Raw genomic sequence first — 25,789 nt, 5'->3', positions numbered from 1 at the left:
CAGAAGTTCGCCGGTAACGGGGATTTCGGGGGTGTCCGTGTTGGTGACGATGCCCAGACGGGGCCTCGCGGGCCCGGGTGCCACTGGCCACCGGACAGGTGAAGGAGCGCGACGTTGGGGTTCATCCGCACTTGATTCCTTCCCATGCGGATCCCGGCCGTCTCGACCGGTTCACCAGTCGTAACGACGACGCGGCTGATCGGCATGGGGGGAGCCACGGTGAACCATCGGCACGTCAGTTGATCGGCTACTCCGATGGAGTTCACTCCGCGGGCCGCTGACAGCGGAGGGCGGCCTGCACAAGGGCGGCCCCGCGCAGATCGTCCTGGACGTCCTCGGCGGCGGAGGCGAGTCGGGTGAACGTCGTGATCGCCTCGTCGATGGCCGTCGTCGCCCGCTCGATGTCGGTGCCCGCGGCGGCGCGGATCGCCGCGAACACGTATTGAGCACGGGCGTGAGGCGTCACGTCGCCAGTACGCGCGGCGAGCGCGCCCAGCGTCGTGACGGCCTCCTCGCTGTGCGCCAACGCGTCGTCGACGCGGTCCAGCGCCTGCTCCAGAGGCGCCAGGCCGGCAAGGACGACCGCCCGTTGACGGAGCAGGCTGTAGTGCGTGGTGGGGCTGAGGGACGGGAGGCGTCCGTCCTGGGTCGCGGCCAGGAGACGTTCCTGGGCGGTCACCTGGTCCCGGTACAGGGCAACGGCCTCCTCGAGCCGGCCCTCCTCGACCAGGGACGCCGCCCTCTGGGCGAGCACCTCGGTCGCGAAGTCCACACTCTGATCAGGGAGCAGGGTTTCGGTCAGGAGGCCGCGCTCCCGGGCGGCGCGCACCAGGGGATGCTCGGGTTTCGGCCGGGGCGGGGGCGGCGCCTCGCTGGACGAATCCCCGCGGACGCTGCTGATGCGCCACCAGCGCTGGGCGTCGGTGACCCGGCCGTCCCGCATCCGGTGATCCGCCAGGGACCGCATGGCCTCGGCGTGTCCCGACTCGGCGGCACGCTCGAAGGCGGTCTCGGCCTCGATGGGGCGGCCTTGCTCCGTCATCAGCAGGCCCAGCCGGTGATCACCGTCGGGATCGCCGGCCTGTGCGGCGGTGCGGAACCAGTGTTCGGCCGTCAGGAGGTCCCCGTCGTTCCACATGGCCGCGCCCAGTGACACCATGGCGTTCGTCGCGCCCGCTTCGGCGCCTTGGCGGAACCAGCGCCGTGCCGTCTCCCGGTCATCCAGTTCCCAGTGCAGAACCCCCAGGTCGTGGCACCCGGCGGTGACACCGGCGGCGACGGCCCGGGTCCACCAGGCCTTTGCCTCCGCCGTTCGCCCGAGATCCCGGAACACATGACCCAGGTTGTACATCGCCTCGGGCAGCCCGGCCTCGGCCGCGCGGCGGTAGAACCCGGCCGCCTCGACGGGGTGGCCGGCCTTCACCAGGCGCACGCCCTCGTTGAAGGCGTTCACCATCTCGGCGTCGCGTGGGGCGGGGGTCGGCGGACCGTCGGTGACGCCGAGGGCCCGAAGGTTGCTCCGGGCGGTCTCCAACGGAGACGCGTATGCGTCGGAGACGAGCATCAGCCGTTCGTAGAGCTCGACCGCCTCACGCAGTGGTGCCACCGCGTCGTCCCGGCCCACCTGCGCGAGTACTGCTCCTTGACTCGCGAGCGCGTGCGCCAGAACGGCCCCATGGGCGACGCGGTCGGCCCGGAACAGCTTTCTGGCCAGCCGCACGGCCTCCTCCGCCGCGTCGACCGCCTCCTCGTCCCGGCCGACGTCGGACAGCCGACCCGCGTAGTTCAGCAGGGACAAGCTGAGGTCGGAACTGTGGCCCTGTGGGTTCACCGCGACCAGATCGCGGCGGATATTCACTGCCTCCTCGGTGAACCGCAGTGCCTCGGCGCCGTGCTGGAGCCGGAAGTGTGCGCTGCCGAGGTTGGTCAGCGCCCGCGCCAGACCCGGCAGATGTGTCTGCCGGGCGGCGTCCGTCAACTCCCGGTACTTGGCCACGCTGCTGGTGAAGGCATCCAGCGCGGCCTGGTTTTGGCCAACGGCGATGAGCCGGGTGCCGAGTCCATTGAGCGCGAACGCGAAGCGCGGGGGGTCGGCCAGGTCGGTGCCCGACAGCGCGTGGTGGAGAGCGACGGCTTCCTGGGCGGCCTTCAGCGCCGCAGTGCGCTGCCCCGTGTTCTGCAGCTGGTTTCCGTAGTTGGCCAGGGCCAGAGCCAGCTGAGGCCGGCACTCCTGCCGCCCCTCGCGCACCGACGCGCGCAGCAGTTCGGTCGCCTGTCGGGTGAAGCCCACGGCCTCTTTGTGCCGCCCCAGGTCCGAGAGATAGCCGCCGATGTCCATCGTGCACAGCGCGACCTCGCTTCCGTACGTCCGCGGGTCGAGTTCCTCGAGTCGGTGCAGGGCGGCGAGAGCGTTGACGTTGGCGCGGATCGCCTCTTCCTTGCGCCCGGAGTACGCCAGGCGCACACCGAGCCGGGAGTACCAGGAGGCGGCATCCTGAAGCCGGGTCGTGTGGTCCACACGTTCCCGGACCAGCCGGTCGGTCACCGCCGCCGTGCCGACGTCCAGCTCGACCTGACGCCCCTCGGGCAACCGCATCTCGATGTCGAACAGTACGTCGGTGTCGACGTAGGTGGCCTCGCTGAGAGCGACCAGGGCCGCGCTGCCCGCCCGGACGGCGATGTCCGGTCGTTCCCCGAGCAGCGCGCTCAGCGCCGCGCCGACATGCGGCCAGCGATCGGCGGCCGACGCGAGTACCGTGACCGTGCGGCCCGCGGAAGCGGGAACCGGCGATTCCGGCTCGTCGATGCCGAGCAGGGTACGGGGCACCGTGGTGGCCCAGGGGTCCGGGTCGTAGCCGGAGATGTCATGGCCGGGCATCAGGAGGGCGACGAAGTCCTCGGCCAGCCGGTCGGGGAGGAGCGGCTCCAGCACCTGGGCCCGGTCCAAGGGCGGGTAACAGAACCGGTGGTCCGTCAGGACTCGGTCCACCGGCGTCAGTCCGAGTCGATCGAGCCGGGCGACACCATGGTCGTACGGGACCGCGCCGCCGAGGACCGCGGCGAACACCGCGCGTGCCATCACCGTCGGCGAGGTGTCGAACTCCTCTCCCTGGAGCCGCGAACCGTAGAGCCGACGCCACCCCATGCGCTCACGGTCCAGCAGGTACGCGGCGATGCCCTCGACACTGTCCGGCATCGGGCCCCCGGGCCAGCGGGCGTTGAGCGCCGCGACGAGGGCGGCCATGTGCAGCGTCAGCACCTGACCGTAGGCGCGACCGTCGAGTCCTCGTACGCTCTCGGTGACCGGGCCGGTCACGCCCAGCACCGCGCCGAACCGGTCACGGGCGGTTGTGAACGCCCGCTCGCGGTCCGGCACGGTGTCGGCGAACTGGCCCAACGGCAGATCCGTCACCGCGGCGCCGAGCGACCGCAGTTCCCCCCGTAACGCAGCCCACCACTGCACCGTCCGGCCGATCAGCAGCACCCGCACGGCCGGACCGTCCAGCAGCGGATCACGCAGCAGTTCCAGCAACTCCGGGTGCGCCCAGCGGTCGGCGTAGTCCACGACCACCAACAGTCCGTGGGAACCGTTACCGCCCGGCTCCTCGCCGGGGCGCTCGGCGGTGGCGTGGTGACGGGCCTGCACCACCTCCCACCCGGCAGCGGCCGACAGCTCGGCGAACCGCGCCGCGAGCCGCGTCTTCCCCTCACCACCGGGGCCGTGGAGCAGGAGAGCGGACAGCGCGGCGGTACCGGCGTCGCGCCAGTCGGCCAGCGCGGCCAGTTCCTCCTTCCGGCCGTCGAACGGGACGATCTGGCTGCGCGCGTCGAGCAACCGGCTCGGCTGGTCGGCGAACCGGTCGACGTCCACCACTGGTGCGAAGGAGAACCGCTCAAGCCGGTACGCCGGCGCTGCGGCGGTGGGGGTCACGTTGATGTGCAGCACACCGGAGTTGGCGATCCCACCGTGGTCGGCCTGCGCGGGTCCTGTTCCGGACACCTGGACGGAACCGCCCGGGGCACTGCCGGCGCCCGGTGCGGGCCCCCGGTACCCGGTTGCTGCCGTGCCTCCGGACTCGGCCGTGGCCTTCCCGGTGTCGCGCACGTCGGTCCTTTTGCGAGCCTTTGCTGTCCAGCCCCACCGACGCCTGTCCGGTGCGGTCATGCGGCCCCCTTTCGACGCAAGGCGTCACCCGGCCGCCCTTGGTCGTCGGCACTCCGGTCGTTCGGGCGGTCAGCCGGTGTAGTCGACACCGCTGACGGCTCTGCTTCCGGCACCGTCCGCCGTCGGATCTCCCGTCCTCACCGCCCTGGCCGACCCGTTGCCCCTTCCCGCCCGACGCCGGATACCCGAGACAGCGATTCCCCCGCGGCTCGCCCGTGGCTGTCCCGTCCTCACCGCGGTGTCGTCCGTACGGCGGTCCGAAGACTGGAACAGTGCCCACACCAGGGCGCCCACACCCACGGCGGCCTGAACCGATGCCCCGACCAGCTGTCCCGCATCAGGACCGTTCAACAGCCAGACCAACGGCGTCGAGACGACCACGACCGCCGCCAGCACGCTGACCGTGATTTTCCACCCCTGCGTCACGCCACCCCTCCCGCACCCCAGCCCCCGGCCACGCACGACGGACCGCGCTGTCCGTGGTAACACGACGTTACCGTCTGTCACAGCACGCATCAACGCGGTGTCATGGGTTCCGGTTCCTCCTTGGTGCGGGGCCGAAATCTGCGCGGGGGCGCGGATGTCAGTCGTCGTACGACAGGCCGTGCCCGGTGGGGAAGAGGACCTTGGCCGGGTCGTCGGCCCGCTGGATGGGCACGGGCAGCTTGCCGCGCGGTTCGACCCGGCCGGCGATCACCCGGGCGGCGGCGCGTAGTTCGGTCTCGGTCCAGCAGTAGGAGACCAGTGAGGCGGGGACGTTGCCGAGGTGGGCGATGTCGTAGGGGTTGCGCACCGCGAGGTGGACGACGGGGACGCCCGTCGCGAGCAACCGGGAGACCAGGGTGCGCTGGGCGCTGGTGGCGCTGACGTTGTCGGTGGTGACCACGACCGCGTCCCGCCCCTGTGTGGCGGCCACGGCCTCGTCGATCTTCGCCGCGTCGGGCGCCCGGCCGGTGGCGAGGTGGGTGGTGGTGTAGCCGAGTTCGTCGAACGCGCCGGCCAGCTCGGGCACCGTGGTGCGGGTGTCGTCGGTCGGGAAGGCCGGGCTGGCGCCGACCACGAGCAGCTTCTTCTGTCTGCGGCGCAGCGGGAGCGCTTCGTCCTCGTTGACCAGCAGGGTGGTGGTGCGCTCGGCGATCCTGGCTGCGGCGAGCCGGTGCTTGCGGGCGCCGACGACCCGGTCGACCTCCCTCGGGGAGACGTAGGGGCTGCCGCTGAGCAGGCCGACCTTGTCCTTGATCCGCAGGATGCGCAGCACCGATTCGTCGAGGCGGTCCTCGGTGATCTCTCCGCTGCGGACGGCGGCCAGGACGCCGTTGTAGGCGACGTCGATGTTCGGGGGGAACAGCAGTTGGTCGGCGCCGGCCTTGAGGGCGAGGACGGGCACGCGGTCGTCGCCGTACTTGGTGCGCACGCCGGCCATGTTGAGGGCGTCGGTGACGATCACGCCGTCGAAGCCGAGTTCGTCGCGCAGCACGCCCTGGAGGATCGTGGGCGACAGGGTGGCCGGTTCGTTGCTGGGGTCGAGCGCGGGGACCTGGAGGTGCGCGGTCATGATCGAGTCGACGCCGGCGGCGATCGCGGCCTTGAAGGGCGGGGCGTCGATGCGGTCCCACTCCTCGCGGGTGTGGGTGATCACGGGAAGTCCGGTGTGGCTGTCCTGCCCGGTGTCTCCATGTCCCGGGAAGTGCTTGGCGCAGGCCACGACGCCGGCCTGCTGATAACCCGTCACCTGCGCCGCCACCATGCGGCCGACCTCGTGGGCGTCGGCGCCGAAGGAGCGGACGTTGATGATGGGGTTGGCCGGATTGACGTTGACGTCGGCGACCGGGGCGAAGTTCTGATGGATGCCCAGGGCGGCGAGTTCGGTGCCCGAGATACGTCCGGCGGTGCGCGCGTCGGAGAGCGAGCGGCCCGCACCGAGCGCCATCGCGCCCGGCAGCTGGGTGGCGCCGCTGCCGATGCGGACGTTGACCCCGTGCTCCTGGTCGATGGAGATCAGGGACGGGATGGGGGTGGGCAGGGCGAGCGAGGCCCGCTGCACACCGTTCGTCAAGTCCGCCACCTGGCGGGGGTCCTGGATGTTGTTCGCCCAGCCGTGGAAGTAGATGACACCGCCGATGTGGTACTTGGCGATGAGCTCGGCCACGGTGCGGACACCGAGTTCCCTGAGGTTGCGGTCCTGGTCGAACTGGCTGGGAGAAGTCGCCGACGTACCGTAGAAGTACGGCACGAACAGCTGGCCGATCTTCGCCTCGATGCTCATCCTGGAGATGATCTTCTTGAGGCGGTCGTCGCGCTTGTGCGCGACCGCGGGGGTGGCCGCCACGCCCACGACACCCGTCGCACTCGCGGCGACCACGGTCGCGGAGGCGAGAACGGTTCGTCTGGACAGACTCCGGTCCTGCATGCGGACATGCTCCTTCCAGCCTTGCCCATCAAGGGAATTGAAGGAAACGCCAAGGACTCCGAACAGCGGGAAACGTAGCCCGCGGCTCACGGCAGGGCAAGAGGTCTAGACAAAATAGGTCTAGACAAAGCGAGGACTCTCCCGCCGTGTGTGTGGGTTCCCTGAGCAGCGCTGATACGTGAGACACGCCGCTTCCTGTGGCCGGCAGTCGCGCCGGATCTTCCACGTCATCTGTTGCGTGCCCCCCTGACCCGACCGCCGCGGCCGCGACACCCGAACCGGCCGACCAAGCCGGGCATCGGCACGGGCGCGCGCCTGCGGCGGACGACCGCCCGGCTCAAACGCCGGTTCCCTCTTGGGCTTTCCGGAGTTTCACGCGCAGCCACTCCGGGATGTTCTTCTCCTCACGAGGAAATCGCTTCAGGTCCTCGACGAAGCTCGCGGGAGTAATGTCCATAGGGAAGTTCGGTTCGGATTCGTAGTCGAAGTGCGTCTCGCACTTCAGGGAACTGTGAACCGTGAAGGTTGCCGTGAACCACGTTCCCACGCCTTCCTGATACATGCCACGGCGCAGTCTCATCAACGCACGCACACTGGTCAGCGGGACGTCGTTCACCTGCGTACTCGTGCCGTCGACCATCGTGACGCCCAGCTCGTAACTGCTTGTGCCACCGGCCGCCACATACGTGAACTCGGCCTTGGACCAACCTCCTGGAAGCCACCGCACAAGTCCTTGCGTGACGTCGTTCACGTACTGTGACTGCTCGTCGAGTCCTATCTGGAGACCTGCCACTGCCAGCCTTCTTACGGAGGATTCGCCAGGACCCGTCGGACCCTAACATCGCGGGCAGTCGTGACGCCGGTCAGCGCCGAGTCACATTCCTTCGCTTCCGCAAGGGCCTTCTTGATCGATCAACCTCCACCTAAGACTGTGCCCTACGTGGTGAGGCGGATGAGCCCCTCGTGCAGCCTGTCCAGCAGCGCCTCATCATCCGCAGCAGTGCGGCGGGCAGTAACGATCACGAGCCGGACTGTAGTACGGGACACCGACACCCCTTCTCCCAGGGCCCGCCAGGCTCAGACCGCCAGCTGTACCGGCTCCGGCCGGGCGGACGTCGGGCAGGGCTGCCTCCATCTGATGCTGTTGGCGGCGCACTTGGTGCCAGCGGTCATCTCCTGGCGGCTTCGACCGGTGTCTCGGGTGACCTGCCGGCCAGACCCGGGATCAGCACCGCCGCCACCGCCGCGTGCATCAGGGCGAGGGTGACGCGGGTGCCGCCGTCCATGCCGTCGCCGAGGAGCGGCAGGAAGGACACGGCCAGTACGGCGACGGCCACGCCGGTCCAGATGGCGCGGGCGCGCCGCGCCTTGAAGCGCTCCAGGGCGGCCAGCAGTCCCCAGCCGGACAGCGACGCGAGCAGGGCGACGACCGCCACGGGCGCGGCGCCGATGTCGAGCGTCTGCTCGCCGTCGGCGATCCGCAGCCGGTGTCCAAGGAGTGGGTCCGCGGCCAGCCACACCAGGACGGGGGCCAGGACGGCCAGGGCCGTAACCCTCATGCGCCTTCCCCTCGCGCTCACTTGGCGCCCCCCGAGAGCGCCCCGTGCAGGAAGACCTCCACCAGCTCCTGCGAGGTCAGGTCGGGCTCGTCCTCCGTACGCGGCTGGGTGAAGAGCAGTCCGAAGAAGAGGGCCGCGATCTGCTCCGGTGGCCGACGGAGGGCGGCCCTGTCGGGCTCCAGCAGCTCGGCGAGGGCCGCGCGGATGCGGGTCGTCGACTCGTCGCGGCCCGCGCCGCGTACCGGGCCGGGGTGCTTGCCGCCGCGATGCCCGAGCGAGCCGGCGATCGCGCCCATTCGGGACATGTGCGCTTGCAGCGCCTCCGCCGCCTCCGCGAGCCGGTCGGGCAGCGGCTGGGACACGTCGATCGCGTCGAGCTCGCGGACCGCGTGCTCGGGGGAGAGCGCCTCGGCCATGCAGGCATTCAGCAGCTCGTCCTTGTCGGCGAAGACCCGGAAGATCGTTCCCTCGCCGATGCCCGCGGCGCGGGCGATCTTCGCCGTCGTCACCGCGGCGCCGTACTCGGCGATCAGCGGGATCGCCGTCCGAATGATCATTTCGCGGCGCTGCTCCGGCGACATGGCGGGGGCGCGGCGGCGGGTGGTCTGGTTCTCCTTGGGTGCTGTCATGACCCCAGGGTACGGAGTGAGTACTCACTCCGTCAATGAGTGAGTACTCACTCCGCTCACCTCTCCGGGGTGGCCCTGGTGAGGGTGCAGACGCCGTCCGCACAGTTGCGTTCCAGACGGCCGTTGGAGATGGTCTGCGCCAGGCCGACCATCCAGCAGGTGGGGCAGCCGCGGAAGGCGATCAGGCCCAGCGGGGCTGCCAGCAGGGTGGCTGGGCCGGCGACGGGCAGCAGGGCGATCGAGCCGATGATCAGTCCGAAGCCGATGATGCCGCGCGTCACGTGGCGCAGGACGGACTTGCTGGCGAAATTCCTCTCGGTCGATCTGACGGCGTTCATGTTCGTCACTGTCCTCCGGCTGTTCGGTCGGTCAGTGCCAGTGAGTGACGCAGCGCTGCGCGGGCTCTGTGCAGCCGCGACTTCATGGCGGCGTTGCTCAGGCCGAGTGATCGGGCCACGGTATGGCCCGGCAGGCCCTGGACGTCCCGCATGATCAGGACCTGCCGCTGGTCACGGGGAAGGGCACTGACTGCGGCCGCGATGCGCTCCACTTCCAGCCTGCGCAGCACCGCTTCCTCGGCGGACTGCTCCGCGCACGCCTCCGGTTCGGCCGCTGCCTCGCCCCTCCGCGCAACGAGCAGGCGCACCTGCCGGAGGCATTCGTTGCGCACGATCCGGAACATCCATGAGGCGAGCGCGCCGGTAGCCCGTAGGGTGCCGATCTTCCGGTACAGAATGATCAACGCCTCCTGCGCCGCATCCTCGGCGTCCTGCGGTGAGGCACACAGCGACATGGCGAACTTGCGCACATGTGGCTGTGATTGAACGACGACAGTGGTGAGCGAAGTGACGTCGCCGTCCTGGGCCGCCCTGATCAGCCGATCGTCCGGCCAAGGGAAACGTCGTGTCATGTGTCCGTCTCCTGAATGGAAGTAGCCATGTGTGAAGGCCTCGTCAGCTACGGCTCTTCCTCCGGCGCCTCATGAGGTGCACGCCGCACGCGCACACCAACAGCACGCCAACAACTACGATGCCAACGACCATGATGTCCTCCCGAATCCGCCGGCCCACGCGGCCGGTACAGGGACAAGAGGCGGCGGAGTCCGGAAAGGATTCACCCCGGTGAGGCCCCTCGGCGCCGGTCACCTGCTCGCAACCCATGGAAGGGAAAGCCGTGTCGGAAGACTTCGACGATCGAGCAGTGAGCGACTGGTGCCTTGAACACCTGGGGTACCCGGTCGTCGAGCGCACCTTCGCGGCGGGAAACCTGTCCGTGGTCCACGGCCTACGGCTGGCAGACGACCGCGAGGTCGTGCTGAAGATCCGCGACGACGACGCACGGCTGGGGTCCTGCACATGGGTGCAACGCCGGATGTGGCAGGCGGGCTTCCCATGCCCCCAGCCATTGACCGGCCCCTTGCCGCTGGGCAGGAAGGTCGCCAGTGCCGAGACTGTTCTGCCAGGGGGTGAGACGCCCGAACTCGCTGATTCTCCACGGCTGTTCGCCGGCCTCCTGGCCGACTTCGTGACCCGCGCCGAGGGATTCGAACCGCAGCCGCTGCTACGACCCGCCCCCGCTTGGGTCCACTGGTACCACGAGGAGGACGGCGTCTGGCCCGTCCCGGACGACCGGGACACCGACCTCAACGCCGAGCGGTGCTCCGCCACGGCGTGGGTCGATGAGCTCGGCGCGGCCGTGCGCGAGCGGCTTGAAGAGATCCGGGACACCGCCTGCGTCTTCGGGCACGGGGACTGGGACGGCCGCAATGTGAAGTTCCGCGACGGCCGGCCGCTCGCCGTCCACGACTGGGACAGCGTGGTCTACGAACCCGAGGTGGTGATCATCGGCCAGGCCGCCGCCATGTTCGAGGGCGGCCCCACCGGTGCAGGGGCCTCGATCGAACGGACGATGGCCTTCCTGGAGGAATACCAGACAGCGCGCGGACGCACGCTGAGCGACAACGAACTCCAACTGTGCTGGACAGCGGGCCTGTGGGTGCGCGCCTTCAACGCCAAGAAGTTCCACCTGGACAACTTCGACGCGCTGGCACGCGACGAAGCCGAGACGCGAATGAGGCATGCCGGGATCTGATGTAACGACGGCCGATGGCGAGGCCCAGGCCCCACGATCTGGTGATCAGCCGTCGTACCGCTTGAGGTACAACTGCTTGCCGTACTCCTGGTCCAGCCACAGGCGCCGGTCCTCCCCGAAGTCGGCCAGGCTGGGGTTGTCGAAGGTGTGTGGGTGGTCGGTGTCGGCGTTGACGTTGACGACGACGCGTTCGAGGCACCACGCGGGGTCGGGACCCACGGGCTCGAACCTCAGATAGACGGGGTAGCGATCGAGGTCGTCGGTGTCCAGCTGCGGCCTTCGCGGATCGTTGTAGGCGGGGTTCTCGACGTTGGCGTCCTCACCGAGCACGAAGGTCCAGTTGTCGCCGGTCCGGGTGCCGTTGCCGGTTCCGGAGGCGTTGAGCGCGAACTCGCGGCCGGCGATGCCCAGGAAGACCCATCCCTGTGTCCCCCCGTGCGGCACGTCGGCGGTGCGGACATGCGCCTCGATCCTCGTAATCCTTGCCATGGGAGGTTCTCCCTTCTCCCGCCGGCTTTACCCGACGAGGAATTTCTGAGTCCTTCTGGATCGATCCCCCAAGGAACGTGGCGCTGAACCTGCTCGGGATGCAGTGACCTTTTCCTTGCCGGGTCAATTGGTCTCTTCTTCGTTATTGTCAAGAATTCGCTCGATTATTTGTTCCTTGTGATCGTATTCAAGTAGAGGGTGGGGTGGCTGTGGTTGAGCCCCCTCCGAGTATCCGGCGTGCGACGGCGCACGGAACCTGCGGGGAAAAGCGCTTCGCTCAATTGAATGAACCCGTGACGGGTGGTGTTTCCGCCTGACGTCATGGGTCAGGATGAGGAAAGTCGGCAGGAAGTGACCTGGAAATTCCAGTGCGAGTGATTTCTCTCCCTTAGGTCTCGGAAAGGTGCATTACATGTCCCGTCGTCGTTCCCGTACGTCGTTCAGTCATGCGTTGCGCAGAATTGTGCGTGCCACGGAGGATCTCGTGGACGACGCCCTGGACCGGACGGGGGATTTCGAATGCGGAGTGCGGAGGTCGGTCAGCCGGGCGCTGGATGACGACGACTACGACGACCGCCGCGACCGTGATGACTACGACTGCGACGGCCGCCGCGGCCGTGACTACGACTGCGACGACTACGACGATGACGACTGGGACGGGCGCCGAGATCGTTGGCGTCGGGGCGGCCGAGGCCGTCGCCGGGGAGACGAGCCCCGTCGCCGGCTCGGACCGGACGAGGGGGAGCCCTACACATCCGGCCCCCGGCCGGGTTCGCGCCTCCGCTCGGACGACCACCCGGACAGCGACCCGGACGAACTCACTGCACTGAAGGACCAGTTGGAGCTGCTGCGGGGGCGGGTGAACAGGCGCTGGGGCGAGGAGGATCACCCAGGGGGACGGGGGAGAGTGCCGCGGGCCCGGGAGGCGCAGGACGCGGAATCCCTGAGGGACGAGCTGGCGCGGTTGGCCGATCGCATCGACCGTGTCCGCGATGAGCGCTGACCCTGGGCGGGGCCGCCGCCGGCCGTCCCCGGCCCGAATGTCGCCGGCCCGGCCGTCCCCCGACTGGGCCGGGAACACCGCGGGCGGTTCAGGGCAGGAGCGGTGAGCGCGGGTCGTGGGCGTGTGCTGATGCGGGTGCTCACTCACCTGGTCCGCCAGGAGGCGGCGCTCGCGGCCACGCCCGCGTCCGGGGCGGCGGAGACAGGGGACCCCAGGGCCGTACGCCGGGCCCGTAACGTCCGCCGTGCCCTGGAAAGCCTCGGGCCCTTCTACGTGAAGGTCGGCCAGATGCTGGCCACCCGGCCCGACATCGTGACCCCCGAGATGATCGACGAGTTCGAGAAGCTCCAGGACGAGGCGTCGCCCGCCCCCTTCAGCGACTTCGAGCCCGTCCTGCGGCAGGAGTTGGGAGCGGACTGGGTCGCGCGGTTCGGCGACTTCGACACCGAGCACCCCCTGGGCACGGCATCCCTGGCCCAGGTGTACCGCGCCCGGATGCCGAACGGCCGACCGGTCGCGGTGAAGATCCAGCGGCCCGGTGTGCGCGAGACGGTCATGGCCGACATGAAGCTCATGGGCTCTCTGTCCCGCCTCGCCTCCCGTCGGACCTGGCGCTTCAACGAAGTCATCGATGTCGAGGCCATGCTCAACGTGGTCTTCGACGCCATGCGGCCCGAACTCGACTTCGTCATGGAAGCCCGGAACATGACCGAGGCGGCCAAAGCGGCCGAGGACTTCGACTATGTTCAGGTCCCCGAGGTGGTCGAAGCCACCGGACGGGTCCTGGTGCAGAGCCTCGCTCCGGGCAAGCCCATCCGGGAAGCGGACAAGGACCAGTTCGACGCCGAGGAGCGCAAGGCCATCGGGCAGGACCTGCTGGCCTTCATGTACCGGGGCTACTTCGTGGACCGCATCTTCCACGCGGACCCGCACCCGGGGAACATCTTCGTCGCACCCGGCCACCCGGCCACCCTCATCGACTGGGGCATGGTCGGGCGCATCGACCGGCCCATGAGCACCAGCATCCTGCTACTGCTGCTCAACCTGGCGATGAACGACGGAGCCGGTACCGCCCGGGCCTGGATCGACATGGGCAGCGCCACCTCGTGGGCGAACACCTCCGCGTTCGCCGGGGACATGGCCTCGCTGGTGCCGCAGATCGCCACGGCCTCGCTGGAGGAGCTCAACTTCGGGGTGACACTCACCGCCGTGTTGCAGCACTCCACCCGCCGTGGCATCCGCACCAGCCCCATGGTCTCCATCCTGGGCAAGTCCTTCGCCAACATCGAAGGGTCCATCCGGCACCTGTGCCCGGAGCTCTCCCTCATCGACGTCTTCTCCGAGGAACTGGTCGGCATCGTCACCGACCTGGTCAAGGAGTCACTCTCTCCCCAGCAAGCAGTCCGGACCGCACTCGAAGTGATCACGGCCGGGACCGCCGCACCCCAACAGCTGCGAGGGATCACCAAGGACCTGTCCAACCGGGACATGACCATGCGGATGAACCTCAACGGCTCCCGCTCGGACCGACGTTCCACCGGCTTGCGCAGAGGAGCCGCGGACGTGTCGTTCGCGCTCGCCACCGCGATGCTCTGGAACCACTACGCCAAGGACCGTTGACCGGTGCGTCCCCCGCCCTCCAACCCCTACCCCTCACCCACTCCCGCCTGACGGCCTGCCCGCAGGGAGGAAGAACTCCCATGAGCACTGACCTCGCCCCCACGCTCGACCTCGACGCCCTCCGCGACCGCGTCGACACCGTCCTGGCCGAGTTCCTGCGCCGCCCACCGGCCGGCTTTCCCTCCCCACGGGACCACACCGGCGAACTGACCGATGCCCTCACCGATTTCGTCCTCGCCCCCGGCAAACGCATCCGGCCCCTGCTGTGCATCCTGGGCTGGCACGCGGCGGGCGGCGCGGACGGTGAGGAAAGCCTGTGGCAGATGGCGGCGAGCCTGGAGGTCTTCCACGCCTTCGCTCTGATCCACGACGACATCATCGACAACAGCCCCACCCGCCGGGGCCGCCCCAGCGTGCACCGGGCCTTCGCGTCCCGGCACCGGGCCGGGCCGGACGCCGACGCCTTCGGTGTCCATGCGGCGATCCTCCTCGGTGACCTCGCCCTGGTCTGCTCCGACGCCCTGATGAACTCGGCCGGACTGAGCACGCGACAGCGGCAGACCGTGCTGCCGCTGCTCGACGCCATGCGCGGCGAGATACTGCTGGGCCAGCACCTGGACCTGCTGGCGACCGGCCGGCCCACCGGTGACGTCGACGAGGCGATGGCCATCGCCCGCCTGAAGACCGCCAAGTACACCGTCGAACGGCCCCTGCACCTGGGGGCCGCCCTCGCCGGCGCCGACCGGGACCTGCTCGCCCTGTGCTCCGCCTACGCGCTCCCCCTGGGAGAGGCCTTCCAACTGCGGGACGACCTCCTCGGCGTCTTCGGCGACCCCACGCTGACCGGCAAGCCGGTCCTCGAGGACCTCCGCTCGGGCAAGGCCACCGTACTCATGGCCATCGCCACCCGGCGGGCCACGTCCGGGCAGCGCAGGACACTCGAGGCAACCGTCGGCCGGGCGGACCTCGGTGAGGAGGACGCCGCCGACATCCGGCGCATCCTCCAGCAGACCGGCGCCCGCGACACCGTCGAAGCCATGATCACCGAGCGGTACGACAGGGCGCTGGCCGCTCTCGACACCGACCTGCTCGCGCCGCCGACCGCCACCGCGCTACGGCAGATCGCGGATCGCGCCGCCGTCCGGACCGCCTGACCACCTCCGCCGCACACGCCGCCGCCGTGCGCCGAGTGAGAGAGGAAGAAGACCTGTGGCCGGTACGGCCGTCGACATTCCGCCCTTCTACTGCCCCATCGAATCCGCCATCCACCCCGAGGTCGCAGAGACCGAGCGGCGCGCTCTGGCGTGGATCGACCGCAGCGGTCTGTGTCGTACCCCGACCGAACGCGCCCGGTACGCCGGCACGCGCAGCGCCGACTTCTACGCCCGCTTCGCTCCGCACGCCGACCCCGACCGGCTGTGGATCGCGGCCTGCTGGGTCTACTGGGGGTTCGCCTTCGACGACGCCCGCTGCGACGAAGGGCCCTTCGCCGCCGACCCCGCGGCCTTCGCCGCGATGGCCTTCTCGGTGCACCGGGCTCTGGAGGTACCCGGACGTCTGCACTGCGCCGACCCCTACGCGGCCGCTGTGCACGACATCGGGGAACTCTTCCGCGCAGCCGCCGGCCCCGTACAGAACCGCCGCTTCCAGCAGGCCCACCGTGCCTGGCTCACCGGGGTCCAGTGGCAGATCGGCAACCGGGCCGCCAGCCGCATGCCCGATCTCGACGACTATCTCAGCATGCGCCTGCACTCGGCCGGCGGCGGCCCCACCTACGCGATGCTCGAAATCGTCAACGGCCTCGAAGTGCCGGACCGCGAGATGGACTCTCCCGCCGTCCGTGCCCTGACCGAGATGGCCATGCTGGTCGCGGCACTCGACAACGACCAGCATTCACACGTGAAGGAGGCCGGCCGCCGGCAGACGGAACAGAACATCGTCAACGTCCTCAAGACACACCACCGTTACACCCCACGCCAAGCCGTCGACGAGGCCGTCGCCCTGCGTGACGCCGTGCTGGAACGGTTCCTCGGTCTGCGCGACCAGGTCGCTCCACGCGGCGGCAGTTCCCTGCGCCATTACCTCGCCGACCTCGGGCACGGCATCCGGGGCAACATCGAATGGGGACTGCGGGTCCCCCGCTACCTCAGTCCGGACGGCACGGCGTCCGGGCTACAGGCCCGCATCCCCGCCCAGACCGCCGTCGGCCCCTGGACCGACGCCCCCCGCACCAGCCGGCAGGACCCACGGCGACTGCCGTCCATCGCGTGGTGGTGGAGCGACCTTTCGCTCTGAGCAGTCGTCAGCGCCGGGGCAGGGCGAGTGCGCAAAGGGCGAACGCGAGGGCGAATGCCGCCTGGACGAGCATGCAGACCGCCAGCGCGCTGGTGTAGGCCTGACCTGTGGGGGCTGTGGAACCGGCCAGGGCCGCACCGAGCAGGCCTCCGGCGACGGCGACACCGAGACCCATCGCGGCTTGCTGTGTGGTCTGGAGCACACCGGACGCGGCTCCCGCGGAGGCGGGAGGAACCTCGGCGATCATCGCTCCCACGAGCGGCCCGAACATGAAGGCCTGCCCGACACCGACCCCGACGAGGAGGGCGGCGAACATCCACGAGTTCAGGCCGGCACCCTGGAGGAACACGGAGACCGCCGTGATGCTCAGGAGTGCGGCTTGGACCAGTCCGCCGATGGCGAGGAGCCTGCGGAACCCGAAACGGGGCGCGAGCTTCCCCGACCATATCGACACGCCGAGGAAGCACAGGGAGAACGGCAGCAGCACGAGGGCCGCGTGCATGGAGGACCAGCCGAGCCCCGTCTGCGTGGAGATCGCGTAGAGGAACGTGAACGCGCCGAACGCGGACTGGAGCATCAACGCCATCACCAGCCCGATCCGGTAGGAGCCGAGCCGAAACAGGGGCGGCGGAACGAGCGGAACCCGGTCACCGCGGTGCAGCCGCAACTGCCGCCGCCAGAATGCCGCGAACAGCAACGGCGTCGCCCCCAGCAGCGCCCAGCACCAGACCGGCCAGCCCAGTGCGCCGCCCTGGGAGATCGGGATCATGAGTGCCAGCAGGGCCAGTCCGAGCAGTGTCGTCCCGATCAGGTCCAGCGACCGGTGGCCCGGCGCACTGGTGTCGGGCAGCCGGCGCAGCGCGGCACAGAACGCGATCACGCCCATGAGCACGCTCATCGCGAAGACCATTCGCCAGGGAGCACCGAGCAGGGGGACGGACAGCAGTACGCCGCCGAGGACCTGCCCGATCGCCGTGGCCCCGCCCGCGGTCGCGCCGAACAGCGCGACGGCGCGGGCACGTTCGGGCCCCTGGGTGGACGCCGTGATCGTCGCCAGTACCTGCGGAACCATGGCCGCGGCGGAGATCCCGGTAAGGGCCCGCGCGGTGATCAGCACGGTGATGCTCGGGGCCAGGGTCGCGACCAGGGAGAACAGGGTGAAACCGGCCATGCCGGTCAGGAAGAGCCGGCGTCGCCCGTACAGATCCCCGAGCCTGCCCCCGAGGACCATCGGAACGGCGAACCCCAACGCGTACACCGACACCACCAACGACTGTTCGGCAGCCGTGGCCCCCAGAGAAGCGCCGATGTCGGGCACGGCGATACCCGCCGCCGCGAAACTGACCACCGACAACAGCAACGCCGACAGTGTCGTCAGGAGCCGGCCCGTCCCCAGACCCGGAGCCGGAGGCTCCGACGGACCCGGTGCGGGCGGCGGCGCGGCGTGGTCGTTCTCCCTGTCAGGGACGCCTGTACGGGAGGAGGGACTGTCGTGCGGTGCGGAAGACGTGGTCATGCCGTCGATCATCAAGCGCCGCTTATCCTGGCACCAGGAGTCCATTTATGGGGGTACTGGTCACCACCTGGATACCGGGTTCTCCGTACGGGAGGATGACGAAATGAAAGAGACCAGGCCCGCCGCGATCCGGCGCGAGCTCGGTGACTTCCTCCGCAGTCGACGCGAACGAGTAACCCCGCAACAGGTGGGTCTCCCGTCCACTGGGCGACGGCGGACACCCGGGCTACGGCGCGAAGAGGTCGCCGTCCTCGCGGGGGTCGGCGTCACCTGGTACACCTGGCTCGAACAAGGCCGGCCCATCAACGTCAGCACTCAGGTCCTGCAAGCGGTCGCCCGAGCCCTGCGACTGGACGACACCGAAAGACGGCACCTGCACCGGCTCGCCGGATCACGGGTGCCGAAATCCGGGCCCGCCGAATGCGACCCGGGACTCACCGCGGCGCTTCAACCTGTTCTGGACAAGCTCGACCCGTTCCCCGCGTGCCTGCAAACGCCGTTGTTCGACGTGGTGGCATACAACCGTGCCTACCGATTTCTTTTCACCGACATGGACCTCATCCCGCCCGGTGAACGCAACTGCGCGGTGCAGTTCTTCACCGACCCCGACTGGCGCAGCCGCTACATCGACGGTGAGCTGGTTGCCGCCCGGATGGTCGCAAGAATGCGCGCCGAAGTGGGCACCGACATCGGCGCTGCCGCTGCCGGGATCGTTGACGAACTCAGGGAAAGGTCCGAGGAGTTCGCCCGACTGTGGGCTCGTCACGACGTACTGCCCCAGCAGTACGAGACGAAACGCCTCGAAAGCCCGCTTGTCGGGCAGCTCCAGCTGAACTTCGTCTCCACGAGTGTTTCGGAGACGGGACACCGGATGACCGTGATGACGCCGGCCGATGAGTCGACCGCCCTGCGTCTGACCCGGATGGCAGACCTCACTGCCGCGACTACGCGGACGTAACTTCCGACTTCAGACGGGTACAGACCCCCGTCGCCTCAGGGCGGCGGGGGTCTGCCGTGTTGTCACAGAGTGAGGCAGCCCACCAACGGAACTTCCGGAGGAACCACAACGGCGCCGGCCGGATCAGCCACCGACCCAGTCGCGCAATTGGCCATGAGGATTGGATCCGCTCTCTGGATGGATTCCAGAACCGCGACTTTTGCGGGGTCAACGACGGCAGAGGCCGCTGGGGCGGTGACCACATGGGTGCCTACGGCCGTACCCGCCAGGAGCAGGAGGGCGGTACAGCGTCGGGAAATGGACATGTGAACCTTTCCTCAGGGAGGGGAGCGGCGATGAATGTCAGTGTTCCCGGATGTGCGAGCCGTTGTCGTGTCACACCGTGCGGATGGGTGACTGCTGCTGGTCGAGCACGAGCCCGCTCAGGGCCCGCCGGTGTCACGGTTCGAGGTCGACGACCCCCTTGCCCGTCTGGATGTCCAGCGGCACGGAGACTTGGTCGTGTGTGGTCAGCCATTGGCCGTCGATCTTCCGGAAGCCGAAGGTGAACCGGACCCACATGCCGCCCGTCGCCGTTCCGTCGGGCAGTGTGCCGCTGAGGCGGCCGAAGCCGTGTGCGAACGCCACGTCCTCGCCGACCGTGGACATCAGGTCGCGCACCTCGTAGGTCACTTCCTTGAAGAGCGTGAACACGGTCGCCCAGTTCTTGAGCTTCGCGTCGATCCCCACGTGCTGGAGCGGCGGGTCGATGTCGAAGGACACGACGTCCGTCGAGTAGAACCGCCTGAGGCCCTCGAGGTCCCTGGCCTGGATTGCGTCGATCATCCCGTCGATGTGACGGCGGATCGCGGCTTCGTCCGTCTCGCGCTGTGTGGGCATGGCTGTCCGTCCTTCGGTGCTCTGGGCGACGACGTGGTCCAGCAGTGTGTCGAGGGCGCCGGCGTGATGGGCGCCCGGCTTGAGTGTCGCGTGGTCCTCGAAATCGGTGTGCAGGGACAGCGAGACCTGCGGGGGCACCGCACCCATCTGGAGGAGCTCACACAGCGCCCGCAACTGCCGGGCCGCAAGGGTGCCGCCGGCGACGCCGTAGGAGACGAACCCGACGGCCTTGTGGGCCCACTCCGCGTGCAAGTAGTCGATCGCGTTCTTGAGTACGCCGGGGATGGAGGCGTTGTACTCGGGGGTGATCATGACGAATCCGTCGAAGCGGGCGATGGTGTCCGCCCAGGCCCGGGTGTGCCCGTGCTGGTACCGCCCGGCGAGCGCGGGCAGCGGCTCGTCCAGATGCGGCAGCCGGTGGTCGAGCAGGTCGATCAGCTCGAATTCGGCGTCGCCGCGGAGGGCCGCCCGCTCGTGAACCCACCGGGCGACCTGGTCGCCCTTGCGGCCGGGGCGGGTGCTGCCGATGAGTATTCCGATCCTGGTCATCGCTGTCTCCTGAGGTACTCCGCCCGGGTTCTCCGGGCCGGTGGCGTCTCCGAGCGGTACGACGACGTGACCCCGCGGAACGTCAGGGCGAGTCGCGGAGCTGACAATCGGACGTGCTGTCTCGTCGGACCGGCGAGGGACGATCCGAGATCAGGGAGCCACCGGAACCATGACCGATCACGCGCAGCCACCACACGACGAGTCCGACGCGGGCCTGGACGCGATCATCAGCGAGCGGCGGCGGCTGGTCGGTCTCGCCTACCGGCTCCTCGGTTCCCTGGCCGAGGCCGAGGACGCGGTCCAGGAGACGTACACCCGCTGGTACGCCATGTCCCGACAGCGGCAGGACGCCATCGAGTCCCCCGGCGCGTGGCTGACGACGGTCGCCACCCGCGTGTGCCTGGACCTCCTCGGCTCGGCGCGGGTACGGCGCGAGCGCTACGTGGGCTCATGGATCCCCGAGCCGGTGCCCGAGCGGACCGACTGGATCAGCGGGCGCCCGGGCACCACCGCGACCGACCTCGCGGACCCGGCCGACCGGGTCACACTCGACGAGTCGGTGAGTATGGCGTTCCTCGTCGTCCTCGAATCCATGACCCCGGCCCAGCGCGTCGCGCTCATCCTGCACGACGTCTTCGGCTACCCGTTCGCCGAGATCGCCGCGATCACCGGCCGCACCCCGGCGGCCTGCCGCGAACTGGCCTCCGCCGCCCGGCGGCGCGTCCGCGCCTCCCTCCCCACCGAGGCCCCGGCAGCTCACCAGGCGGACCTCGTCAGGGAGTTCAAGCAGGCGTGGGACGCACAGGACATCAACGCCCTCGTCAGCCTCCTCGCCCCCGGCGCCACGTTCACGGCGGACGGCGGCGGCGTGGTCGCCGCCGCGCCCCACCCGATCGAGGGCGGCGAAGGGATCGCGCGCTACCTCACCGACCTCGCCGTCCGGGCGCCCGGCGGCCTGACGGTCCTGGAGCGCACGGTCAACGGCCGGGCCGGTCTGGTGATCGAGCACGAAGGTGTCACCGTGGCGGTGTACGCGTTCGACGTCGCCGGCGACCGCATCACGCACATCTGGGCAGTGCGCAACCCCGACAAACTCCGCCCGTGGACGGTGGGTTGACCGCAGGGCCCGGCCGCGAGCGGCGGCTTGAGCTGCTGCGCGAGCAGCCGGCGGCGGCTCCGTACGGCGGCGAGGTCATTGTGATCGACGACCCCGGGGGACCGCCGGCCAAGTCCATTGGGGGCATAGGGTGGCACCCGGTGCCGCTGTTCTGCGCGGGAGGCGATGTGTTCACTGCTACGGCGTCTGGCGGGCTTTTGGGGGGACTGCTCCCCGAGGACGTTGCCGTGGCCGAGTTGTTCGACGCCGTCGCCGGGGTCGAGCTGTTTCCGCAGGAGGCCGATGCCGTGGCCGCCGCGGTGGACAAGCGGCGGCGGGAATTCGGCGCGGTCCGGCTGTGCGCGCGCCGGGCGATGGCGCGGCTCGGTGTGGCACCCCGGCCGCTCGCGCCCGATGGACGCGGCCCGAAGTGGGCCCGCCGGGCACCGCGCTGGCCCGAGGGCTTCGTCGGCAGCATGACCCACTGCGCGGGATACTGCGCGGCCGCCGTCGCGCGCGACTCGTCCGTCGCGGCACTCGGCGTGGACGCGGAGCCCAACGAACCCGTTCCCGAGGGTGTGCGCGAGCTGATCACCCTGCCCGAGGAGCGGTCCGTACTGGAGCGGCTCGGCGCCGCCCACCCCGACGTGCACTGGGACCGTCTGCTGTTCAGCGCGAAGGAGAGCGTCTACAAGGCGTGGTTTCCGCTGACCGGGCGCTGGCTGGACTTCGACCAGTGCGCGATCACGCCCGACCCGGAGCGCGGCACCTTCACCGCGGCCCTGAAGGTGACAGGGCCGGTGGTGGGCGGGGTGCGCCTGGACCGCTTCGACGGGCGGTGGCGGGTCCGGAACGGGCTGACGGTGACCGCCGTGGCGATCCCCGCGCCTACCAGTGAGCGGGCCGGCTGAGCGTGGGAGGCAGCTTGGTGGCCGTGTCGCCGTTGGCCGCGTTCAGCTGCGCCTGGGTGAGGAACAGCGCGCCGGTGAGATCGGCACCGCGCAGGTCGGCGTCGCGGAGGTCCGCCCCGATCAGGTCGGCGTCGCGCAGATCGGCCCCGCTGAGGTCGGCGGCGATGAGGTAGGCGCCACGCAGGCTCGCCCCCCTCAGCTCGGCGCCGGTCAGCTTCGCGCCGATCAGATCGGCTCCGCGGTGGTTCTTCTTACGGCCCGGGACCTGGGCCCGGACGAGCTCACTGGCCCGCAGCAGCAACGTGTTGACCTCGCCACGCAGCGTGTTCACGTCCAGCTCGGTGATCGACTCGGCGCTACCGCGGGTCAGGCCGTCGATGTGGGCCAGCGCCCGCCGCAGCTCCTTGTGGACGGGGCGTGCCGGTGCGAGGTCGAGGGCCTCGGTGACGTACCAGAGCAGCTCGTGCAGCTGCCGCATGACGGGGAAGACCTCGAACATGGAGCGCGCCGTCTTCGGCGCCCGACGCCAGTCGGTGCCGCCGAAGGTGATCTGGGACACCTTCTGCCCGGCGCCGAAGCAGTCGAAGACGGTGCAGCCGGGGTATCCCTTGTCGCGCAGCTGCGCGTGGATGCCGCAGCGGAAGTCCGACTGGAGGTTCGAGCACGGCTGCCCGGCGGCCTTGTCGGCGGCGAAGTCGGCGGAGCGGGCGAAGGGCAGGGCCACGCAGCACAGACCGAAGCAGTTGGCACAGTCGGCCTGTAGGTCCTTGCGGTCCTGGGCAGGCTTGCCGTCGTGGGGTGTCCGGCGGTCTTCGGCCTTGCGGTCCCGGGCCTTGTGCTCCCGGGCCTTGTGCTCCGGCCTGGCCTTGCCCGCCTGTCGGCCCTTCCCGGGCTGGGCCTTGCGGTCCCGGCCGGCAGCGGCGCCCTCCTGGCCCTGACCTGCGGACGCGCCACGTCGGCGGCTCTGCGCGGAGGACGGACGCCTGCGTTCGTCCTCCTGGGACGGGCGCCCCTTCCCGCCGGCGGCAGCAGACCGCTTGCGTCCTCCGGCGGAGGACGGCTGCTTGCGGTCCTCTCCCGAGGAGGGGCGCTTGCGCCCCCCGGAGGAAGAGGCGGCTTCGTGCTGTGGCGACACTGTGCGTGCTCCTGTTGGGCGACGAGCACCGCATACCGGGGCGCTCCGAGAACGGCTTCCATTCTCGCAGACGGCGCGAGATGCCCGACCGGCCGCCGGGGAGCGCGGCCGTCCGGCGCGTGCTACCAGGTCGGGCCCGGGCATCGAGGACCCGTCGCTCTCAGTCGACGTAGACCGGCGGCTGCCGGTCCTTCCACGGCACCGCCTGTTCCAATTGGGCGGCCACCTGGAGCAGCAGATCCTCTCGTCCATGGGCGGCGACGAACTGGACGCCGATGGGCAGGCCCTCCCGGCTCTGCCCCAGCGGCAGGCTGAGCGCGGGGTGGCCGGAGACGTTGAAGGCAGCCGTGAAGGGCCCGTGGGCGAAGATGCGGCGCAGCCAGGAGCGCGCGGTCTGGCCGGGGGCGTCGTAGGCCAGGGTGCCGTGCGGTGCCGGAAGGGCGGCCAGCGTCGGGGTGACCAGCAGGTCGTGGTCGAGGAAGAAGCGCCCCATGGCCCGGGTCACGCGGTTCTGGGCCTCCATCGCCGCCAGCACGTCGAGCGTCGTGAACGCCTCGGCCTCGGCGAGCACCGCACGCGACACGGCCTCCAGCGCGGCCGGGTCCGGGCGGCGGGGGGCGCCCCTGAGGACCGCTCCGCCCGTGGACACGACGCTGAGCATGGCCGCCTCGACGATGTCGTCGGCGTCGATGCCGGGCCTTTCCTCGGCCACCGAGTGCCCGATCCACTCCAGCACCTTGCCGGCGTTCACCGTGACCTCGGCGACCTGGCGGTCGACCCGGGTGCCGGACGACGGCGTGGTGGCGAGGGCCACCCGCAGCCGGCCGGGGTCGGTACGCATGGCCTCGGCGAAAGGACGCGCGGGGGCCGGCGCCCGGTACTTGTCGCCGACCGGTGGCGCCGAGACCGCGTCCAGCAGACGGGCCGTGTCCCGCACGGACCGGGTGAGAGCGAACTCCACGAGCTGCCCGAACGCGGCCTCACCGGTGAGCGGGCCGCACGGGGTGCGGCCGAGGCTCGGCTTGAGGCCGACGAGCCCGCAGCATGACGCGGGTACGCGGATCGACCCGCCGGCATCGTTGGCATGGGCCACCGGCACGGCACCGGCGGCGACGAGCGCGGCCGCCCCGCCGCTGGACCCGCCGACGCCCCGGCCCGGGTCCCACGGGTTGCGTGTCACGCCGTACCGCGCGGATTCGGTCGCGAAGCTCAGGCCGAATTCGGGAGCGGTGCTCTGGCCCAGCGCCACCAGCCCCGCCGCCCGGAAACGGGCCATCAGGTCGTGGTCGACGGCGGCCACGGCCCCCTGGATGCTGCGACTGCCCAGAGTGAACGGAACCCCCTGCGCGAACGGGCCGCTGTCCTTGATCACGAAAGGGACTCCGGCGAACGGGCCGCCGGGATCGTGCACGAGGGCCGGTTCGAAGAGCGGGCGGGTGAGGGCGCCGAGTTCCGGGCCGACCTGGTCCAGGGCGCGGCGGGCGGCCTCCTCGACCTCGTTCGCGGTCACCTCGCCCGCCCGGATGAGGTCGCTCAGGCCGACCGCGTCCAGCGAGGCGTATTCATGCAGTTCCAGCGGTCCCACTCCTCGACTCCGTGACCGACGTCAGCCTGACACACGGCGCCGCGCGGTCGCGGACCGGGTGCAGGGGCGCAGGGGTGCCGACGGTCACCGCGCCGCCGGTTGCCCCGTCGGTGTCAGCGCGTGCTCGTGGCCGCGATGTGGTCGCGGATCTCCTTCCGTACCGCGTCCGCGTGGTCGTCGAGGAAGAAGTGACCGCCGCGGAAGACCCGCATCCGGAAGTGCGCCGAGGTGTGCCGCGCCCAGAGTTCCACGTCGCCGACGTCCGCGACGGGGTCGGCGTCCCCGGTCAGGGCGACGATCGGGCAACGCAACGGGGGAGCCGACGGATTGTGGTAGCGCTCGATGGCCCGGTAGTCGCTCCGGATCGTCGGCAGCACCATGCGCAGCAGCGTCTCGTCGGCGAAGACCTGGGCGTTGGCGGCGTTGAGCTTCTTGAGCTCGGCGACCAGTTCCGCGTCGGTGGCGAGATGCATGCGCTCCTCGCGGCGGAGCGAGGGCGCGCGCCGCCCCGAGGCGAACAGGCCGAGCGGCACCACCCCGCGCCGCTCCAGCCGGAGTGCGACCTCGAACGCCACGGCGGCCCCCATGCTGTGGCCGAAAAGGACCAGCGGGCGGTCGGACCAGGGAACCAGATCGTCGACGAGTTGGTCGGCGAGCGCGGGCACGTCCTCGACGCAGGGTTCGCCGAGGCGGTCCTGTCGCCCGGGGTACTGGATCGCCAGCACGTCCGCGTCCGGAGACATCGCCTGGGAGAGCGGGTGGTAGTACGTGGCGGCGCCGCCCGCGTGCGGGAAGCAGACCAGGCGGACGGCGGCATCGGGCGCCGGGTGGAACCGTCGGATCCAGGCGCTCCTCTTCGACGGTTCGGCCACGGTCTGTTCCCTTCTTCGTCACAGTGC

At 70.1% G+C, this 25,789-nt stretch carries 20 protein-coding genes and 1 pseudogene; 8 read left to right on the top strand and 13 right to left on the bottom strand.

From position 1 onward, the window contains the following. Positions 1–262: 262 nt before the first annotated feature. The 7 genes from ACZ470_RS13655 to ACZ470_RS13625 form a co-directional block, all read right to left on the bottom strand. The gene (locus ACZ470_RS13655; RefSeq protein WP_468427048.1) at positions 263–4,105 is read right to left on the bottom strand and encodes a tetratricopeptide repeat protein; all 3,843 of its coding nucleotides are present in this window, start codon (positions 4,103–4,105) and stop codon (positions 263–265) included. A 643-nt stretch (positions 4,106–4,748) separates the two neighbouring features. Continuing rightward, positions 4,749–6,575: a glycoside hydrolase family 3 protein gene (locus ACZ470_RS13650; protein ID WP_468427047.1), complete on the bottom strand. Its 1,827-nt coding sequence runs from the start codon at positions 6,573–6,575 to the stop codon at positions 4,749–4,751. 337 nt (positions 6,576–6,912) lie between these two features. Beyond that, positions 6,913–7,368 (bottom strand): hypothetical protein, encoded by a 456-nt coding sequence (locus tag ACZ470_RS13645; RefSeq protein WP_468427046.1) that lies wholly within the window; start codon positions 7,366–7,368, stop codon positions 6,913–6,915. A 376-nt stretch (positions 7,369–7,744) separates the two neighbouring features. Continuing rightward, positions 7,745–8,155 carry a DUF6069 family protein gene (locus ACZ470_RS13640; protein ID WP_468427045.1) on the bottom strand — a complete coding sequence of 137 codons (411 nt, stop codon included), beginning with the start codon at positions 8,153–8,155 and terminating at the stop codon, positions 7,745–7,747. After that, positions 8,152–8,763, bottom strand: coding sequence for a TetR/AcrR family transcriptional regulator (locus tag ACZ470_RS13635; protein ID WP_468427044.1), 612 nt, complete (start codon positions 8,761–8,763; stop codon positions 8,152–8,154). Before ACZ470_RS13635 ends, ACZ470_RS13640 begins: the two co-directional genes overlap by 4 nt. Positions 8,764–8,819: 56 nt before the next feature. After that, complete coding sequence (locus tag ACZ470_RS13630; RefSeq protein ID WP_468427043.1) at positions 8,820–9,101, bottom strand: hypothetical protein; 282 nt, start codon at positions 9,099–9,101, stop codon at positions 8,820–8,822. Between the two features lie 5 nt (positions 9,102–9,106). After that, positions 9,107–9,673, bottom strand: a complete 567-nt coding sequence (locus tag ACZ470_RS13625; protein ID WP_468427042.1) for an RNA polymerase sigma factor — start codon at positions 9,671–9,673, stop codon at positions 9,107–9,109. A 290-nt stretch (positions 9,674–9,963) separates the two neighbouring features. Between ACZ470_RS13625 and ACZ470_RS13620 the strand changes: the two genes are divergently transcribed. Beyond that, positions 9,964–10,854, top strand: coding sequence for an aminoglycoside phosphotransferase/kinase family protein (locus ACZ470_RS13620; RefSeq protein WP_468427041.1), 891 nt, complete (start codon positions 9,964–9,966; stop codon positions 10,852–10,854). Positions 10,855–10,899: 45 nt separating this feature from the next. Here the strand turns inward: ACZ470_RS13620 and ACZ470_RS13615 are convergent, their stop codons facing one another. Further along, on the bottom strand, positions 10,900–11,343 hold the full coding sequence (locus ACZ470_RS13615; RefSeq protein WP_468427040.1) for a hypothetical protein: 444 nt from the start codon (positions 11,341–11,343) through the stop codon (positions 10,900–10,902). Between the two features lie 484 nt (positions 11,344–11,827). Between ACZ470_RS13615 and ACZ470_RS13610 the strand changes: the two genes are divergently transcribed. The 4 genes from ACZ470_RS13610 (at position 11,828) to ACZ470_RS13595 (ending at position 16,261) form a co-directional block, all read left to right on the top strand. Further along, positions 11,828–12,346, top strand: coding sequence for a hypothetical protein (locus ACZ470_RS13610; RefSeq protein WP_468427039.1), 519 nt, complete (start codon positions 11,828–11,830; stop codon positions 12,344–12,346). Positions 12,347–12,448: 102 nt separating this feature from the next. Beyond that, positions 12,449–13,966 carry an ABC1 kinase family protein gene (locus tag ACZ470_RS13605; RefSeq protein ID WP_468427038.1) on the top strand — a complete coding sequence of 506 codons (1,518 nt, stop codon included), beginning with the start codon at positions 12,449–12,451 and terminating at the stop codon, positions 13,964–13,966. Between the two features lie 80 nt (positions 13,967–14,046). Further along, the gene (locus tag ACZ470_RS13600) at positions 14,047–15,120 is read left to right on the top strand and encodes a polyprenyl synthetase family protein (protein ID WP_468427037.1); all 1,074 of its coding nucleotides are present in this window, start codon (positions 14,047–14,049) and stop codon (positions 15,118–15,120) included. 55 nt (positions 15,121–15,175) lie between these two features. Continuing rightward, the gene (locus ACZ470_RS13595; protein WP_468427036.1) at positions 15,176–16,261 is read left to right on the top strand and encodes a terpene synthase family protein; all 1,086 of its coding nucleotides are present in this window, start codon (positions 15,176–15,178) and stop codon (positions 16,259–16,261) included. Between the two features lie 7 nt (positions 16,262–16,268). Here the strand turns inward: ACZ470_RS13595 and ACZ470_RS13590 are convergent, their stop codons facing one another. Continuing rightward, a complete protein-coding gene (locus tag ACZ470_RS13590; RefSeq protein ID WP_468427035.1) occupies positions 16,269–17,777 on the bottom strand; it encodes an MFS transporter in 1,509 nt (502 codons plus the stop codon). Between ACZ470_RS13590 and ACZ470_RS13585 the strand changes: the two genes are divergently transcribed. Then, positions 17,776–18,735, top strand: coding sequence for a helix-turn-helix transcriptional regulator (locus ACZ470_RS13585; protein WP_468427034.1), 960 nt, complete (start codon positions 17,776–17,778; stop codon positions 18,733–18,735). The genes ACZ470_RS13590 and ACZ470_RS13585 overlap by 2 nt on opposite strands. Before the next feature lie 438 nt (positions 18,736–19,173). On the opposite strand, the gene ACZ470_RS13580 is transcribed toward ACZ470_RS13585, so the two are convergent. Then, complete coding sequence (locus ACZ470_RS13580) at positions 19,174–20,163, bottom strand: NAD(P)H-dependent oxidoreductase (protein ID WP_468427033.1); 990 nt, start codon at positions 20,161–20,163, stop codon at positions 19,174–19,176. Positions 20,164–20,332: 169 nt separating this feature from the next. On the opposite strand from ACZ470_RS13580, the gene sigJ reads away from it, so the two are divergent. Together sigJ and ACZ470_RS13570 are read left to right on the top strand one after the other, a co-directional pair. Continuing rightward, positions 20,333–21,280, top strand: a complete 948-nt coding sequence (gene sigJ, locus ACZ470_RS13575) for an RNA polymerase sigma factor SigJ (RefSeq protein WP_468427032.1) — start codon at positions 20,333–20,335, stop codon at positions 21,278–21,280. A 227-nt stretch (positions 21,281–21,507) separates the two neighbouring features. After that, positions 21,508–22,170: a 4'-phosphopantetheinyl transferase family protein gene (locus ACZ470_RS13570; protein ID WP_468427031.1), complete on the top strand. Its 663-nt coding sequence runs from the start codon at positions 21,508–21,510 to the stop codon at positions 22,168–22,170. Here the strand turns inward: ACZ470_RS13570 and ACZ470_RS13565 are convergent. From ACZ470_RS13565 to ACZ470_RS13555, 3 genes and pseudogenes are all read right to left on the bottom strand, one after another. Continuing rightward, a pseudogene (locus tag ACZ470_RS13565) lies at positions 22,148–22,945 on the bottom strand (pentapeptide repeat-containing protein); the annotation flags it as partial. The gene ACZ470_RS13570 and the pseudogene ACZ470_RS13565 sit on opposite strands and share 23 nt — an antisense overlap. Positions 22,946–23,465: 520 nt before the next feature. Beyond that, positions 23,466–24,890: an amidase gene (locus ACZ470_RS13560; protein WP_468427030.1), complete on the bottom strand. Its 1,425-nt coding sequence runs from the start codon at positions 24,888–24,890 to the stop codon at positions 23,466–23,468. 113 nt (positions 24,891–25,003) lie between these two features. Beyond that, positions 25,004–25,762 (bottom strand): thioesterase II family protein, encoded by a 759-nt coding sequence (locus ACZ470_RS13555; protein WP_468427029.1) that lies wholly within the window; start codon positions 25,760–25,762, stop codon positions 25,004–25,006. Positions 25,763–25,789: the final 27 nt, after the last annotated feature.

The organism is Streptomyces sp. NPDC031111, assembly GCF_055570675.1.
This window is presented reverse-complemented; position numbering and strand designations above follow the sequence as displayed.